Source organism: Streptomyces chattanoogensis (genome assembly GCF_001294335.1).
Lineage (GTDB): Bacteria > Actinomycetota > Actinomycetes > Streptomycetales > Streptomycetaceae > Streptomyces > Streptomyces chattanoogensis.
The window spans coordinates 32,346-46,822 of record NZ_LGKG01000165.1; the positions used below are offsets into that span (position 1 = coordinate 32,346).

The 14,477-nt window shown below is 72.9% G+C and carries 11 protein-coding genes; 6 read left to right on the forward strand and 5 right to left on the reverse strand.

Features of this window, described 5'->3' with window-relative positions:
* Window positions 1-4: 4 nt before the first annotated feature.
* The gene (locus ADL29_RS31225) at window positions 5-376 is read right to left on the reverse strand and encodes an Mpo1-like protein (RefSeq protein ID WP_053926915.1); all 372 of its coding nucleotides are present in this window, start codon (window positions 374-376) and stop codon (window positions 5-7) included.
* A gap of 163 nt (window positions 377-539) precedes the next feature.
* Between ADL29_RS31225 and ADL29_RS46385 the strand changes: the two genes are divergently transcribed.
* From ADL29_RS46385 to ADL29_RS31245, 4 genes are read left to right on the forward strand one after another with little or no spacing between them, the layout of a single operon-like run.
* Window positions 540-1,568: an NUDIX hydrolase gene (locus tag ADL29_RS46385; RefSeq protein ID WP_053926916.1), complete on the forward strand. Its 1,029-nt coding sequence runs from the start codon at window positions 540-542 to the stop codon at window positions 1,566-1,568.
* Window positions 1,565-2,623: a protein kinase family protein gene (locus ADL29_RS31235; RefSeq protein WP_053926917.1), complete on the forward strand. Its 1,059-nt coding sequence runs from the start codon at window positions 1,565-1,567 to the stop codon at window positions 2,621-2,623. The genes ADL29_RS46385 and ADL29_RS31235 overlap by 4 nt, the downstream gene beginning before the upstream one ends.
* A 39-nt stretch (window positions 2,624-2,662) precedes the next feature.
* Window positions 2,663-3,679, forward strand: a complete 1,017-nt coding sequence (locus ADL29_RS31240) for a hypothetical protein (RefSeq protein WP_053926918.1) — start codon at window positions 2,663-2,665, stop codon at window positions 3,677-3,679.
* A gap of 9 nt (window positions 3,680-3,688) precedes the next feature.
* Window positions 3,689-5,059 carry an adenylosuccinate synthetase gene (locus ADL29_RS31245; RefSeq protein WP_078971425.1) on the forward strand — a complete coding sequence of 457 codons (1,371 nt, stop codon included), beginning with the start codon at window positions 3,689-3,691 and terminating at the stop codon, window positions 5,057-5,059.
* Here ADL29_RS31245 and ADL29_RS31250 read toward each other — a convergent pair.
* Together ADL29_RS31250 and ADL29_RS31255 are read right to left on the reverse strand one after the other, a co-directional pair.
* Window positions 5,010-5,816 carry a M15 family metallopeptidase gene (locus tag ADL29_RS31250; protein WP_053926919.1) on the reverse strand — a complete coding sequence of 269 codons (807 nt, stop codon included), beginning with the start codon at window positions 5,814-5,816 and terminating at the stop codon, window positions 5,010-5,012. The genes ADL29_RS31245 and ADL29_RS31250 overlap by 50 nt on opposite strands.
* A gap of 52 nt (window positions 5,817-5,868) precedes the next feature.
* Window positions 5,869-8,244, reverse strand: coding sequence for a glycoside hydrolase family 31 protein (locus ADL29_RS31255; RefSeq protein WP_053926920.1), 2,376 nt, complete (start codon window positions 8,242-8,244; stop codon window positions 5,869-5,871).
* 304 nt (window positions 8,245-8,548) lie between these two features.
* Between ADL29_RS31255 and ADL29_RS31260 the strand changes: the two genes are divergently transcribed.
* Entirely contained in the window at window positions 8,549-10,618 is a 2,070-nt protein-coding gene (locus tag ADL29_RS31260; protein ID WP_053926921.1) for an acetoacetate--CoA ligase, read from the forward strand.
* Window positions 10,619-10,746: 128 nt separating this feature from the next.
* A complete protein-coding gene (locus ADL29_RS31265; protein ID WP_053926922.1) occupies window positions 10,747-11,709 on the forward strand; it encodes a hypothetical protein in 963 nt (320 codons plus the stop codon).
* 88 nt (window positions 11,710-11,797) lie between these two features.
* Here ADL29_RS31265 and ptsP read toward each other — a convergent pair whose 3' ends face one another.
* Window positions 11,798-13,468: a phosphoenolpyruvate--protein phosphotransferase gene (gene ptsP / locus ADL29_RS31270; RefSeq protein WP_046929369.1), complete on the reverse strand. Its 1,671-nt coding sequence runs from the start codon at window positions 13,466-13,468 to the stop codon at window positions 11,798-11,800.
* 80 nt (window positions 13,469-13,548) lie between these two features.
* On the reverse strand, window positions 13,549-13,998 hold the full coding sequence (locus ADL29_RS31275) for a PTS sugar transporter subunit IIA (protein ID WP_053926923.1): 450 nt from the start codon (window positions 13,996-13,998) through the stop codon (window positions 13,549-13,551).
* Window positions 13,999-14,477 lie beyond the last annotated feature (479 nt).

Sequence of the window (14,477 nt, forward strand, 5' to 3'; positions counted from 1 at the left end):
GCCGTCAGCGGCCGTTCTCCGCCAGCCACTTCGCGGCGGTCTCGGCCAGCTCCGCATCCCGCCCCGCCAGCATCATCCGGATCATCTGCGCATCCCCGCGCAGCGACCACGCGGGGTGCCCGAAGGTGGCGGGGTTGTTGCCCTCGATGAGGAAGTGCGCGGGCCAGGCCGTGCCGTAGCCGATGACGGGCAGCGCGAGCAGCAGCCCGGGCCGGCGCCGCAGCACCCCGTACGCGGACAGCGCCAGGCCGGTGAGCGTGCCGGTGAGGTGGATCCAGCGGGTGGCGGCCTTGGAATGCATCGCGACGTAGTAGGGCCAGAACTCCTCGTACGAGCCGAACTCCCGGGCGGTGCCTCGATCCGTCGTGTCGGTCATGCCCGAACGGTAGTGCCACCGCTGGACGCTGTCAGTACCCGGTGCTATGTTGTTCTCGCTTCGAGAAAGACTCAAAGTGAGAGAGACTCAAGTCGAGAAGAACTCGGGGCGAGAAGAACTCGGGGCGAGAATGGTGAGACCGGCGAAGGCGGGAGGCGTGACCATGGACGCGCAGCGGGGGAGCGGCACCGCGGCGGGCGACGGCGACGGCGAGTTCCTCGCGGCGTACGACCCGCGTGACTTTCCGGCCATCGCCGTGACCGTGGACATCGTGGTGCTGACGCTGCGTCAGGGAGCGCTGCACGTCCTGCTCGTGGAGCGCGGCGCCCGGCCGTTCAAGGGCGCCTGGGCGCTGCCCGGCGGTTTCGTCCGGGCCGGCCGGGAATCGCTCGACGAGGCGGCGGCCCGCGAACTGGCCGAGGAGACCGGGCTGGACGCCACGCACCTGGAGCGGGTGCACCTCGAGCAGCTGGGCTCGTACGGCGATCCCGGCCGCGACCCCCGGATGCCCGTCGTCACCGTCGCCTATCTGGCCTTCGCGCCGGACCTCCCCGAGGCGCGGGGCGGCAGCGACGCCTCGGCCGCCGCCTGGGTCCCGGTCGGCGATCTGCGGCTCGGCGCCGGCGAGGAGCTCTCCAAGGACCTCGCCGAGGGTCTTTCCGCGGATCTCCCTGCGGACCTTTCCGCAGAGCTTTCCGCAGACGTTTCCACGGACTTCGCTACAAGCGATACTCCGGCTTTCACCGAACCGGACGCGGCCCGCCCGCGTCCCCCAGAGCAGGGTCCGGGGCACGGGACCAACGGGGGTGATTCCGTGCCCCGGCCCGCAGACACCCAGCCGCCCGGCCGGTCGCTCCTCCTCGCCTTCGACCATGCGCGGATCGTCGCCGACGGCCTCGACCGCGCCCGCGCCAAGCTCGAATACACCCCGCTGGCCACGGCGTTCCTGGGCGAGGAATTCACCATCGTCGAACTCCGCGGCGTCTACGAAGCCATCTGGGGCAGCCCGCTGCACGCCGGGAACTTCCACCGCAAGGTGCTCTCGGTCCCCGGATTCGTCGAGTCCACGGGGGCGACCGCCGCCCGCGGAGGAGCCCGCGGCGGCCCCCGCGCCCGCCTCTACCGCGCGGGCGACGCCCGGCTGCTGCACCCGGCGCTGCTGCGGCCCGACCGCGAGGCCGGCGTCCGATGACCGGCGTCCCGGCGGCCGGCGCCGCGGGCAGCCGCGCCGAGGCCCGCGCCGCCCTGGCCGCCGCCCGCACGCCCGCCGACCTCTTCCCCGCCGACGACGCCACGGCCGTCCGCGTCCACCGCGCACTCGCCCGCCTGCTGCACCCGGACACCGTCCCGGTGGCACAACGCCCCGGCGCCGAGGCCGAGTTCGCCCGCCTCGAAGACCTCTGGCGGCGCCGTACCGCCGCCACCCGTCCCACGCTCACCACCCGCCACCGCACCTACACCCTCGGACCGGCCGTGGCCGGCGGCGATCTCGCCGTACTCCGGGAGGCGTCCTACACACAGGACGGCACCCGGCACCGCGCCCTGCTGAAGATCCCCCGCGCGGCCGCCGACAACGACCTGATGGAACGCGAGGCGCAAGCGCTGAACCGGCTGGCCCGGCGCGGCGAGGCACGCCACCGCGCCTACGCGCCCCGCCTCCTGGAATCCTTCCGGCACCGCGACCCGCACACCGGCACCGAACGCCGCGTCAACTCCCTCGCCCCGCTGGACGGCTGGCACACCCTGGCCGACGTCCGGTCCGCCCACCCCGACGGCCTCGACCCGCGCGACGCCGCCTGGATGTGGCGCCGCCTCCTGGCCGCCCTCGGCTGGGCGCACCGCACCGGCCTGGTGCACGGCGCCGTCCTGCCCGACCACGTCCTCATCCACCCCGGGAAGCACGGCCTGGTCCTCGTCGACTGGTGCTACAGCACGCCCCCCGGCGCCCGCGTCCCCGCACTCGTCGAACGCCACCGCGACAGCTACCCGCCCGAGATCACCGGCCGCCGCCCGGCGACCGAAGCCACCGACATCCACCTCGCGTCCCGCACCATGGCCGCCCTCATGGGCCCGCGCACTCCAGAGCCGATGCGCGCCTTCCTGCGCGGCTGCACCCTCCCGTCGGAGGCCCGGCGTCCGCACGACGCCTGGCGGCTGCTGGCCGAGCTGGACGAACTCCTCGACCGCCTCTACGGGCCGCGCACCTTCCGCCCGTTCACCATGCCGGAACCGGCCCGGCGGCCGTGACCACCCGTATCCACGCACCATCACTCAGGGGGAATCACCATGGGCAGCGGAACCTGGTCCACCAACGTCTACGGCGCCGCGGCGAGCTACCGCGCCGCCTCCGGTGCCAGCGCCTTCGACTACAGCGACCGCCTCACCACCTCGGCCCCGCGCCACACCTGGACGGCACACCCGTCGCTCGACCCCAAGGGCCTCACCACCCGCGAGAGCCGCGACTCCGACGAACACCCCGCCTCGCTGGCCGTCTCCGTCCTCTTCGACGTGACCGGATCCATGCGGACCGTCCCGCGCGTCCTGCAGACCAAGCTGCCCGAACTGTTCGGCCTGCTGCTGCGCAAGGGGTACGCCGCACACCCGCAGATCCTCTTCGGCGCGGTCGGCGACGCCACCTGCGACCGGGTGCCGCTCCAGCTCGGCCAGTTCGAGTCCGACAACCGCATGGACGACGACCTCGGCAACATCCTCCTGGAGGGCGGCGGAGGCGGCCAGCTCACCGAGTCGTACGAGCTCGCCCTCTACGCCATGGCCCGCCACACCGGCATCGACTGCCACGAGAAGCGCGGCCGTCGCGGCTATCTCTTCCTCATCGGCGACGAGATGCCCTACGGCAAGGTCAAGGCCCGCGAGGTCCGGGCGGTCTTCGGCGACGAGATCCACGAGGACATCCCGATCGCCGCCGTACTGGCCGAGGTACGGCAGAAGTTCGACGTCTACTTCATCGTCCCGGCGGGCGCCGCCCACGTCGGCAACACCGCCGTCCTGGGCACCTGGCGCAAGCTCCTCGGCCAGAACGTCATCGAACTCGACGACCTCGGCGCCGTCTGCGAGACCATCGCGCTGACCATCGGGCTCGGCGAGGAGGCCATCGACCTCGCGGCCGGACTCGACGACCTCACCGACATCGGCTCCGATGCGGGCGCCACCGTCGGCAAGGCGCTGGCCACGCTGGGCCGGGGGAGCGGCACCGTGGCCCGCTCGTCCGTACCGCTCATCGACCCCCACGCCGACACCGGCACCGACGCCGGCCCAGGGGCGGGCGACACCACCCGCCTGTAAGGACCCCTCGTGCACACCATCGTGGTCGATCTCGGCTACGGCGACGCCGGCAAGGGCACCGTCGTCGACCGGCTCTGCGTCCGCCCACCGGGCGCCGCGCCGGTCGCGGCGGTGGTCCGCTTCAACGGCGGCGCCCAGGCCGCCCACAACGTCGTCACCACCGACGGCCGCCATCACACCTTCGCCCAGTTCGGCTCCGGCACCTTCAGCGCGGTCCCCACCCACCTCTCCCGTCTGATGCTGGTCGACCCCCTGGCGCTCGCCTCCGAGGCCCGCCATCTGGCCGGCCTCGGCGTCCCCGACCCGCTCGCCCTCCTGACCGTCGACCGCCGCGCCCTGCTCACCACCCCGTACCACGCGGCCGCCAACCGGGCCCGCGAACGCGCCCGCGGCACCGCCCGGCACGGCTCCTGCGGCATGGGCATCGGCGAAACCGCCGCCTACGCCCTCGCGCACCCCGCCGACGCCCCCACGACGGGCGACTGCACCTCCCGTACGGCGCTGCGCCGCACACTCACCCTGCTCCGCGACCGGCTGACCGACGAACTCGGCCCGCTCGGTGCCCCGCCCGTCGACGCCTGCCTGGATGCCTTCGCCGCGTTCGCCGGCCATGTGCGGCTCGTCGACGGCGACCACCTGGCGCGGCTGCTGCGGTCCGGCCCGGTCGTCTTCGAGGGCGCCCAGGGCGTGCTCCTCGACGAATGGCACGGCTTCCACCCGTACACGACCTGGTCGACCACCACCTTCGCCGGGGCCGAGGACCTGCTCGCCGAGGCCGGGCAGCCGCACACGGCCCGGCGCCTGGGCGTCGTACGCACCTACACCACCCGGCACGGGCCCGGCCCCCTCGTCACGGAGGACCCGTCGCTGCCGGGCGTCCTCCCCGAGGCCCACAACGGTCACGGCCGCTGGCAGGGCGCCTTCCGGGCCGGGCACTTCGACGCGCCCGCGCACGCCTACGCCGTCGAGGTCTGCGGGGGAGTGGACGCACTGGCCGTCACCCATCTCGACGCCCCGGCGCGCCACCCCGGGCTGCGCATCGTCCGCGGCTACCGCACCGCCGACGGCGGCCTGATGGACCGCATCCCGGCCGCCGCCGGGCCGGACGGCCGGGACCTGTGCCGCCAACAGCGGCTCACCGAACGGCTGTTGACCGCCCGCCCGGCCTCCTGGCAGTCATCGGGCGACGACCCGCGCGCCTGGCCGGACGCCATCGCCGAGGCCCTGTCCGCCCCGGTCGCCCTGGAGTCGTACGGACCCACGGCAGCCGACAAGATCACTGATGGGCCCCTCACCGCCGAAGGGGCACGTACCACGGGACGAGGGAGGGTCATTCCACAGGGAAGTCGAAGTACGTGTCCGGAAAGGTCTCCGGCTTGAAGGTGTAGTGCCACCATTCCTCCGGGAGATTCTCGAATCCTGCCCGCTCCAGACCGTTCTTGAGCAGCAGCCGGTTCTTCCGCTGCTTCCCGTGGATCCGGGGATCGAGGGTGTGTGCAAGCGTGTCGAAGCAGTCGAATCCGGTGCCCATGTCGAGGGAGTTGTCCGGGAAGCGCGCCGCCTCGGGGCCGTAACACGGCGTCAGCGGCTCACCCGGCACATACGGGCGGGTGGGCACGGCCGGCAGCCGTACCAGCGTCACATCGAGGGTGCTGCCCCTGCTGTGGCCGGACTTGGCGGCGATATACCCGTCGTCGAACAGCCGCGTCTTGTCCACCCGCGGATAGAACTCGCCCTTCATCCGCTGGTCCCCGAGATCCTTGGCCCACCGGACGAAGTGGTCCACGGCGCGCTGCGGCCGGTAGCAGTCGTACACCTTGAGGGAGAAGCCCCGCTTCAGGAAGGACAGCTGGGCGCGGTGCAGCGCCCGCGCGGCGTCCCGCGTCAGGAGGCAGTTCGGCCGGAGGTAGCCGTCCACCGGTACGCCCATGAAGGTGTGCGGGGTGACATAGCGCATCTCCTGGATGACCGTGGGATCCACGTCCCGCAGCGCGACGAACTCCTTCGGCCGGGCGGACGGGCCCGCCGCCGTCCCCGCCTGCGTCCCCGCCGAGGCGCTCGACGGTACGACGGTGACGGTCAGCAGGGCGGCGGCAGCGACGGCGAGGCCGCGCAGCGCGGCAGCAAGTCTTGGCATGACCCTGATCTACCAGCCGCGGCGGGCGCAGGGAAAGAGCACGCGGCGCTCCCTACGCATCCAGCCCCCGCACCCGCACCGGATACCCCGCCGCGCCCCCGTCCTGCCGCTCCACGACCACCGCGCCGCCCTCCAGCCGCGAGGCGAAGCGCTCCACCTGCGGCCGCCGCCAGCCGTCCCCGGTGTCCGGCACCACCACGCCGCCGCCCCGCCGTCCGGCCGCCGGCGCCCACACCTCGAGCTCCGGCGCGCCGTCCGCGCCCGTCACCGGCAGCACCGCACCCGCCCGCGCCAGCACCGGGATCCGCGACAGCGGCGCATCCACCACCACCTGGCCGGGACCGTCGTACGCGCGCCCCGTGGCGGTGTCGTACCACCGCCCGCGCGGCAGCCGCACCGCCCGCCGGGTCACACCCCCCTCCAGCACCGGCGCCACCAGCAGCGCATCCCCCAGCAAGAACGCATCCTCACAGTCCCGGAGTTCCCGGTCCCGCGGCGCGTGCCACCACACCGGCCGGACATACGGCGCGCCGGTCAGCCGCGCCAGCTGCCCCAGCGTGTGGAAATACGGCAGCAGCCGGGCCCGCTCCCGCAGCGCCGTACGGGCGTGCTCCAGCACCTCGTCCCCGAATTCCCACGGCTCCCGCCGCCCCGCCCGGAGCGCCGAATGGGTACGGAACAGCGGCAGATACGCACCCAGCTGGAACCACCGCAGATACAGCTCCCGGGACGGCTCCGCCGAGAAGCCGCCGACATCGGGGCCGCTGTACGGCACCCCGCACAGCCCGAGCCCCAGCACCAGCGACAGCGAGGCCCGCAGCCCCGGCCAGCCCGTCGCCACATCCCCCGACCAGCTGCCGCCGTACCGCTGCAGCCCCGCCCACCCCGACCGCGAGAAGAGGAACGGGCGCTCCTCGGGCCGCAGTTCGCACAGCCCCTCGTAGCCGGCCCGGGCCATCGCCAGCGCGTAGACGTTGTGCGCCTCCCGGTGGTCGCCGCCCCGGCCCTCCAGGGCATGCCGGGCCGAACGGGGCAGCGTCGGCTCCCCGAACGCCGCGAAGGACACCGGCTCGTTCATGTCGTGCCAGACACCCGCGAAGCCCTGCTCGAGGCGCTCCGCATACAGCCCGCCCCACCACTTGCGCACCCGCCCGTCGGTGAAGTCCGGGTACACCGACTCGCCCGGCCACACCACCCCGCGCACTTCCTGCCCCCGCGCATCCCGCACGAAGGCATCGCCCGCCACCCCGCCGTCGTACACCGCGTCGCCCGGCTGCGCCTTCACCGCGGGATCGACGATCGACACCAGGCGCACCCCGTCGGCGCGCAGCTCCCGCGCCAGCCCCGGCAGATCCGGGTACCGCTCCCGGTCGACGGTGAAGACCCGGTGGCCGTCGTAGTGATCGATGTCCAAGTGGACCGCGGACAGCGGAAGTTCACGCCTCCGGTAGTCGGCCACCACCCGGCGCACCTCCTCCTGGCCGCCGAACCCCCACCGGGCGTGCTGATAGCCGAGCGCCCAACCGGGCGGCAGGGCGGGCGCACCGGTCAGCGCCGTCCACCCCAGCAGCACCCGGGAGGGCGTGCCGAGCAGCACCCAGTAGCGCAGCGGGCCGCCGTCCATCCGCAGCTCACAGGTGCCGGGCCGGTCGTGCCCGGAGCCCGCGCCCTCCGCGCCTTCGCGCAGCGTGACCCGGCCGTCCCAGGAGTTGTCGTGGAAGACCAGATGCGTCCCGGCGTCCGCCACCACCAGCTGCACCGGCATCGTCAGCGACAGGGGATCGTCACCGGGCTCGAACGCGCCGCCCGGATCGGTGTTCCACAGCCGGTACGTACCGTCCCGCAGCCGCGGCCCGTGCGCCCGGCCGCCCAGCCCGAAGACCCGGGCGTCGGCCGCCACCTCCGAGCGCTGCACCCATCGCGAGGCACCGCCCCCCTCCGCCGCGCCTCCCTGCTCCGTACGGTCCCACCAGCGCGGCGGCAGCTCCCGGCGCAGCGTCACCCCGCCCGGCGTCCGCACCTCGACCGCGCCGTGCCGCGACACCACCACCATCACCCGCTCCGAGACGACCCGCCAGCCGCCCTCCGTGTCCGGCTCCAGCACCGCCCTCGGATCCACCTCCGGACACGCCCCGGCCAGCGCGTACGAGGGCTCCGGCCCGGCGCCGTCCCAGCCGCAGAACACCGCTCCGCCGGACGCCACCCGCACCCGCAGCGACGACCGCGCGAAATGGATCAGCCCGCCGCCCGGCTGCGGCTCCGCGCCGCTCGCCGCCCCGGGCACCCGCGCCCGCTCCGCACCCTGCCGCGCGAACGCCCGCGCATCCGCCCTCCGCCGCCGCCACGCCGCGCGCACCGACCGCAGCCCCTGCGCCGGCCCGACCGCCTTGACCACCCGTACCGACCGCACCAGATCCCGCCCGTCCATGCAGGCCAGCCTGCCATTGCCGCCCCGCCGTGCGGGCGCCGTTCAACTGCCGTTCACCTGCGCGGGGTCACGCTCGGCCACGTTCAGGCCCGGGGACCGGCGGCCGATGGCTTGATACGACCGGGCCATCGGACGGTCACCGGCCCGGCGGCCGCGGCCCCGCCCCGAATCTCACGGCCGACCCTGGTGCACAAGACGATCACATGGCATCGTCCAGACAAGCCGTGTCACGCGTACGCCCCGGGAGACCCCCAACGCCGTGCGCGCCCGACGCACACGACGCGTACCGCCCGGGAGCCGCATCATGACCACCGCACCGCAGTCCGACGCCCAGCCGGAACCGCAGCCGGAACCCCTCTGGCAGCCCGGCCCGGACCGCATCGCCGGCGCTCAGATCACCCGCTTCCACACCTGGGCCGCCGACCACCACGGCGCGCCCGCCCCCACCCCCGGCGACCCGGCCGCAAGCTACGCCGACCTGCACCGCTGGTCCGTGGACGACCTCGCCGCCTTCTGGCAGGCCACCGCCGAATGGTTCGACGTCCGCTTCACCACCCCCTACGAAACCGTCCTCGCCGACCGAACGATGCCCGGCGCCCGCTGGTTCCCCGGCACCACCCTCAACTACGCCGAACACGCCCTGCGCACCGCCCAGGACCCGGCCCGCGCCGACACCCCCGCGCTGCTTTACGTCGACGAGACCCACGAGCCCACCCCCGTCACCTGGGCCGAGCTGCGCGCCCAGGTCGGCTCGCTGGCCGGCGAACTCCGCCGCCTCGGCGTCCGCCCCGGCGACCGCGTCAGCGGCTACGTCCCCAACATCCCGCAGGCCGTCGTCGCCCTCCTGGCCACCGCCGCGGTCGGCGCCGTATGGACCTCCTGCGCCCCCGACTTCGGCGCCCGCAGCGTCCTCGACCGCTTCCAGCAGATCGAACCGGTCGTCCTGTTCACCGTCGACGGCTACCGCTACGGCGGCAAGGAACACGACCGCCGCGACACCGTCACCGAACTCCGCGCCGAACTCCCCACCCTCCGCGCCGTCGTCCACATCCCCCTGCTCGGCACCCCCGCCCCCGAAGGCGCGCTGAACTGGTCGGATCTGACCACCCACGGCACTGCAACAGAAGGCGGAACCGACGGCGGAACCGACACCGAACCGGTCGTCTTCGAACAGGTCCCCTTCGACCACCCCCTGTGGGTCCTGTACTCCTCCGGCACCACCGGCCTGCCCAAGGCCATCGTCCAGTCCCAGGGCGGCATCCTCCTCGAACACCTCAAGCAGACCGGCCTGCACTGCGACCTCGGCCCCGGCGACCGCTTCTTCTGGTACACCTCCACCGGCTGGATGATGTGGAACTTCCTCGTCGGCGGCCTCCTGACGGGCGCCACGATCGTCCTCTACGACGGCAGCCCCGGCCACCCCGACATCGCCGCCCAGTGGCGGGTCGCCGAAACCACCCGCGCCACCGTCTTCGGCACCTCCGCCGCCTACGTCATGGCCTGCCGCAAGGCCGGCATCCACCCGGCCCGCGACCTCGACCTCTCCGCCATCACCTGCGTCGCCACCACCGGCTCACCGCTCCCGCCCGACGGCTTCCGCTGGCTGCACGACTGCTTCGCGGAGAGCGGCGCCGACCTGTGGACCGCCTCCGTCAGCGGCGGCACCGACGTCTGCAGCTGCTTCGCCGGCGCCGTCCCCACCCTCCCCGTGCACATCGGCGAACTCCAGGCCGCCTGCCTCGGCACCGACCTGCAGGCCTGGGACCCCCAGGGCAAGCCCCTCACCGACGACGTCGGCGAGCTCGTCGTCACCAAGCCCATGCCGTCCATGCCCGTCCGCTTCTGGAACGACCCCGACGGCAGCCGCTACCACGACAGCTACTTCGACATGTACCCCGGCGTCTGGCGGCACGGCGACTGGATCACCCTCACCTCCCGCGGCAGCGTCGTCATCCACGGCCGCTCCGACTCCACCCTCAACCGCCAGGGCGTCCGGATGGGCTCCGCCGACATCTACGAGGCCGTCGAACGCCTCCCCGAGATCCGCGAATCCCTCGTCATCGGCCTCGAACTCCCCGACGGCGGCTACTGGATGCCGCTCTTCGTCCACCTCGCCCCCGGCGCCACCCTCGACGACGCCCTCCGCGAGCGCATCAAGCGCACCATCCGCACCGACCTCTCCCCCCGCCACGTCCCCGACGACATCGTCGAGGCGCCCGGCATCCCGCACACCCTCACCGGCAAGCGCCTCGAGGTCCCCGTCAAACGCCTCCTCCAGGGCACCCCGCTCGACAAGGCCGTCAACCCCGGCTCCGTCGACAGCCTCGAACTGCTCCGCTTCTACGAGCGAGTGGCCCGCGACCGCGCCGAGTAGGCCCGGCAGCCACGGCCCGGGCCCAGGTCAGCGGCGGTCCGGCGGGCGCCGGACGGCCATTGTCAGACCCCCCGCTTACTCTCAGTGACAAGTGACGTACGACCGACGCACCTCACTGAGGGGGAACCATGACATCCACCACCCGGTACACCGACCGGTCCGCCGCCCGCCGCACGCTGCGCCGCGAAGTCCCCAGCACCGCCGCCGTCCTGGCCGACGAACGGGACTTCGCGGCCATGCGCCGCTACCGCACCTTCCCGTTCGACGACCACCGCAGCTACCTCCAGCAGATGGAAACCCTGCTGCGCACCCTCACCGCCGAGGGCGTGCTGACGACCCTGAGCCTCTTCGACCCGGCCGCCTACGAGGAATACTGCGCGGACCACGACCTGGACCCGGACCACCCCGACAGCCGCACGCGCTACACGGCCGAACTGGCCTGCACGGGCCCGACGCTGACCTACGCGGGCGAGCCACTGACCCAGCTCCTCCCGCTGCTCGTCGAGGAAGCCGACCGCCGGGCGACGTGGAACCAGGCATCCGCACTCCTGGCCCGCGCGGGACACTGCGAGGACTGCGGCACCGACCTCGGCCATGCCGCCTTCGCCCGCGCCACCGACGCCCTCCAGCAACTCCTCGACGCCCTGGGCAACGGCACCCATCACCTCGTCTGCAGCATCCCCGCCGGGGACCCACCGCTCCTGGCGGTCCTGCACACCACCGCCGGCGACAGCGGCCGCCCCCAGCTCTCCGAATCCGAGACCCTCATCTTCTGTACGGTCCTCGCCGCGGGACTCGCCCTGCGCACCCCGGGCGGCATCGTCGCCCGGACCATGACCGCCGGCCCCACCGACACCGGCGACCCCACGAACACCGGCGGCGCAGCCGACATCACCGATGCCGCCCTCCGCTCCACCGTCCGCGGCTGGTCGCTGCGCGACGCCTGGCCCTGCCCGCTCACCGAGGCCGAGGTCTTCACCGCCTACTGCACCGACGCCGACACCGGCGAGCCCATCGCCCCCGAGCACGGCGTCGACTACGCCCCCGGCCTCGCCCTGACACCCCCGCCGGACGAACACCGCCACCGCTGAGGCCCCGGCCACGCCCGGCCAACGGCAGATGGCCGCCCCGCCACAGGGGCGGGACGGCCATCTGCCACTCCTCGGGGCGTTCCCGGGCCTACTCCCCGGACAGCACCGCCCGCGCCGCGGCCCGCGCGTCATCGGCGGTGTCCGCGGCCCGCGCCGCGGCCGCCGCACGCTCACACTGCGCCAGCGTGTGCTTCGCCAGCGTCGCGCGCACATACGGAATCGACGCCGCACCCATCGAAAGGCTGGTGACACCGAGCCCTGTCAGCACACACGCCAGCTCCGGATCGGAGGCCGCCTCACCACAGACACCACAGCTCTTGCCCTCGGCCTTCGCGGCCTCGGCCGAAGCCGCCACCAGGTCCAGCAGCGCCGGCTGCCACGGGTCCTGCAGCCGCGACACCGCACCCACCTGACGGTCGGCGGCGAAGGTGTACTGCGCCAGGTCATTGGTCCCCAGGGAAAGGAACTCCACCTCTTGCAGAATCGACCGTGCGCGAAGTGCCGCGGACGGAATCTCCACCATCGCGCCGAACTTCGCCTGCAGCCCGGCCTCCCGGCACGCATCCGCGAACGCCTTGGCGTCGATCCGGTCCGCCACCATCGGGGCCATGACCTCGAGATAGACGGGCAGCCCCTCGGCCGCCTCGGCCAGCGCGGTCAGCTGCGTCCGCAGCACGTCCGGGTGGTCCAGCAGCGTCCGCAGACCCCGCACGCCCAGCGCCGGGTTCGGCTCGTCGGCCGGCGTCAGAAAATCCAGCGGCTTGTCGGCACCGGCGTCGAGCACCCGCACGACCACGCGTCCCTCGGGGAAGGCCTCCAGCACCTTCCGGTACGCCTCGACCTGCTTGTCGTGAGCCGGCGCCTTCTTGCTGTCGTCCAGGAACAGGAACTCCGTACGGAAGAGACCGACCCCCTCCGCCCCGGCCTCGACCGCAGCGGCCACATCCCCCGGGCCGCCGACGTTCGCCAGCAGCGGCACCTTGTGACCGTCGGACGTGGCACCCGGACCGGACGACGCAGCCAGCGCCGCCTTCCGCTCCGCCGCGGCCTTCTCCAGCGCCGCCCGCTTGTCCGCATCCGGCTCGACGAACACCTCACCGGTGCTGCCGTCCACCGCGATCACGGTGCCCTCGACGATCTCACCGGCACCCGGCAGCGCCACCACGGCCGGCACCCCCAGCGCCCGCGCGAGAATCGCGCTGTGGCTGGTCGGCCCGCCCTCCTCGGTCACAAAACCGAGCACCAACGCCGGGTCCAGCAGCGCCGTGTCGGCCGGCGCCAGATCCCGGGCGATCAGCACATACGGCTCATCGCTGTCCGGCACACCCGGCATCGGCACACCCAGCAGCCGCGCCACGATCCGGTTCCGCACATCATCAAGGTCGGCGACCCGCCCGGCCAGATACTCGCCGGCCCCCGCCAGCAGCGCGCGATACGCGGCGAACGCGTCGTACACACCCCGCTCGGCGGTGCTGCCCACGGCGATCCGCCGCTCCACATCGGCGATCAGCTCGGGGTCCTGCGCCATCATGGCCTGCGCTTCCAGCACGGCCTGAGCCTCGCCGCCCGCCAGGTTCCCCCGTGCGACCAGATCGGCGGCAACGGCCTCGACGGCCTGACGGGCGCGCCCCTGCTCGCGCTCCGCTTCATCCGCCGGAATCTGCTTGGCCGGCGGCTCGAGCACGGCCGTACCCATGTGCCGCACCTCGCCTATGGCCACACCGTGGCTCACACCGACGCCCCGCAGCGTTGTCTCCATGTCACCCGTCTCCCTTGATGCGGCGAATCGCTGCCGCCGCGGTGGATGTCGTACCTGCCGTCCAGGACGGCGTTGTGCTGCTACTGCCAGGAGAAGAGCGTGTCGCCCGCCTTGACGTCGCCGTCCTCGCGCACATCACCGAGCGAGTCTGCGGCTGCCTCCAGCGCGACAACCGGGCACACCGCCGACTTGCCGGCCTCTTCGACCGCGGCGGGGTTCCAGCGCACGACCGCCTGGCCGCGGGAAACGTTGTCGCCCTTGTTGACGAGCAGCTCGAAGCCCTCGCCGTTGAGCTGAACGGTGTCGATACCGAGGTGCGTCAGCACCCCGTGCCCGGCGGCGTCGACGACGACGAACGCATGCGGGTGCAGCGAAACAACAACACCGTCCACAGGCGAAACAGCCTCGGACGGCTCGCGAACGGGGTCGATGGCGGTACCCGGACCCACCATCGCTCCGGAAAACACCGGGTCGGGCACTGCCGCGAGTCCGATGGCGCGTCCTGCAAGAGGGGACGTCACGGTGGTCATGGGAAGCCTCCCAGGGGTGAAGATTCATCAGGCCGCCATCGCTACCTGTCCTGGACGGCGCACCGTTCAGAAGCGTAAGTCATAAGAACGGCCGATTCCGCATGTGCGACACCGTGCCGAACGGCCGTGGAGTCCCGCTGAATCGATTTGCCTCGCCCACAGCAGGCCTGTACTGTCTGAGACCTGCCCCAGACAACCAGGCCGCAATCAACTGCGGCCTGGACGGCCGTGGGCGGCACTCCCTCAGAGTCGTGATCGATCTCTTCGAATTGCGCGCTTCTGCATGTCTGCAGAAAAACGCCGGTTCGAAAGCCCGAAAAAGGCCTGATAGAGTGTGAAACACCGAAGGGAAGCGCCCGGAGGAAACCCGAGAGGGAATCCAAAGGAAGCGTCCGTTCCTTGAGAACTCAACAGCGTGCCAAAAGTCAACGCCAGATATGTTGATACCCCGTCTCCATCACGGAGATGAGGTTCCTTTG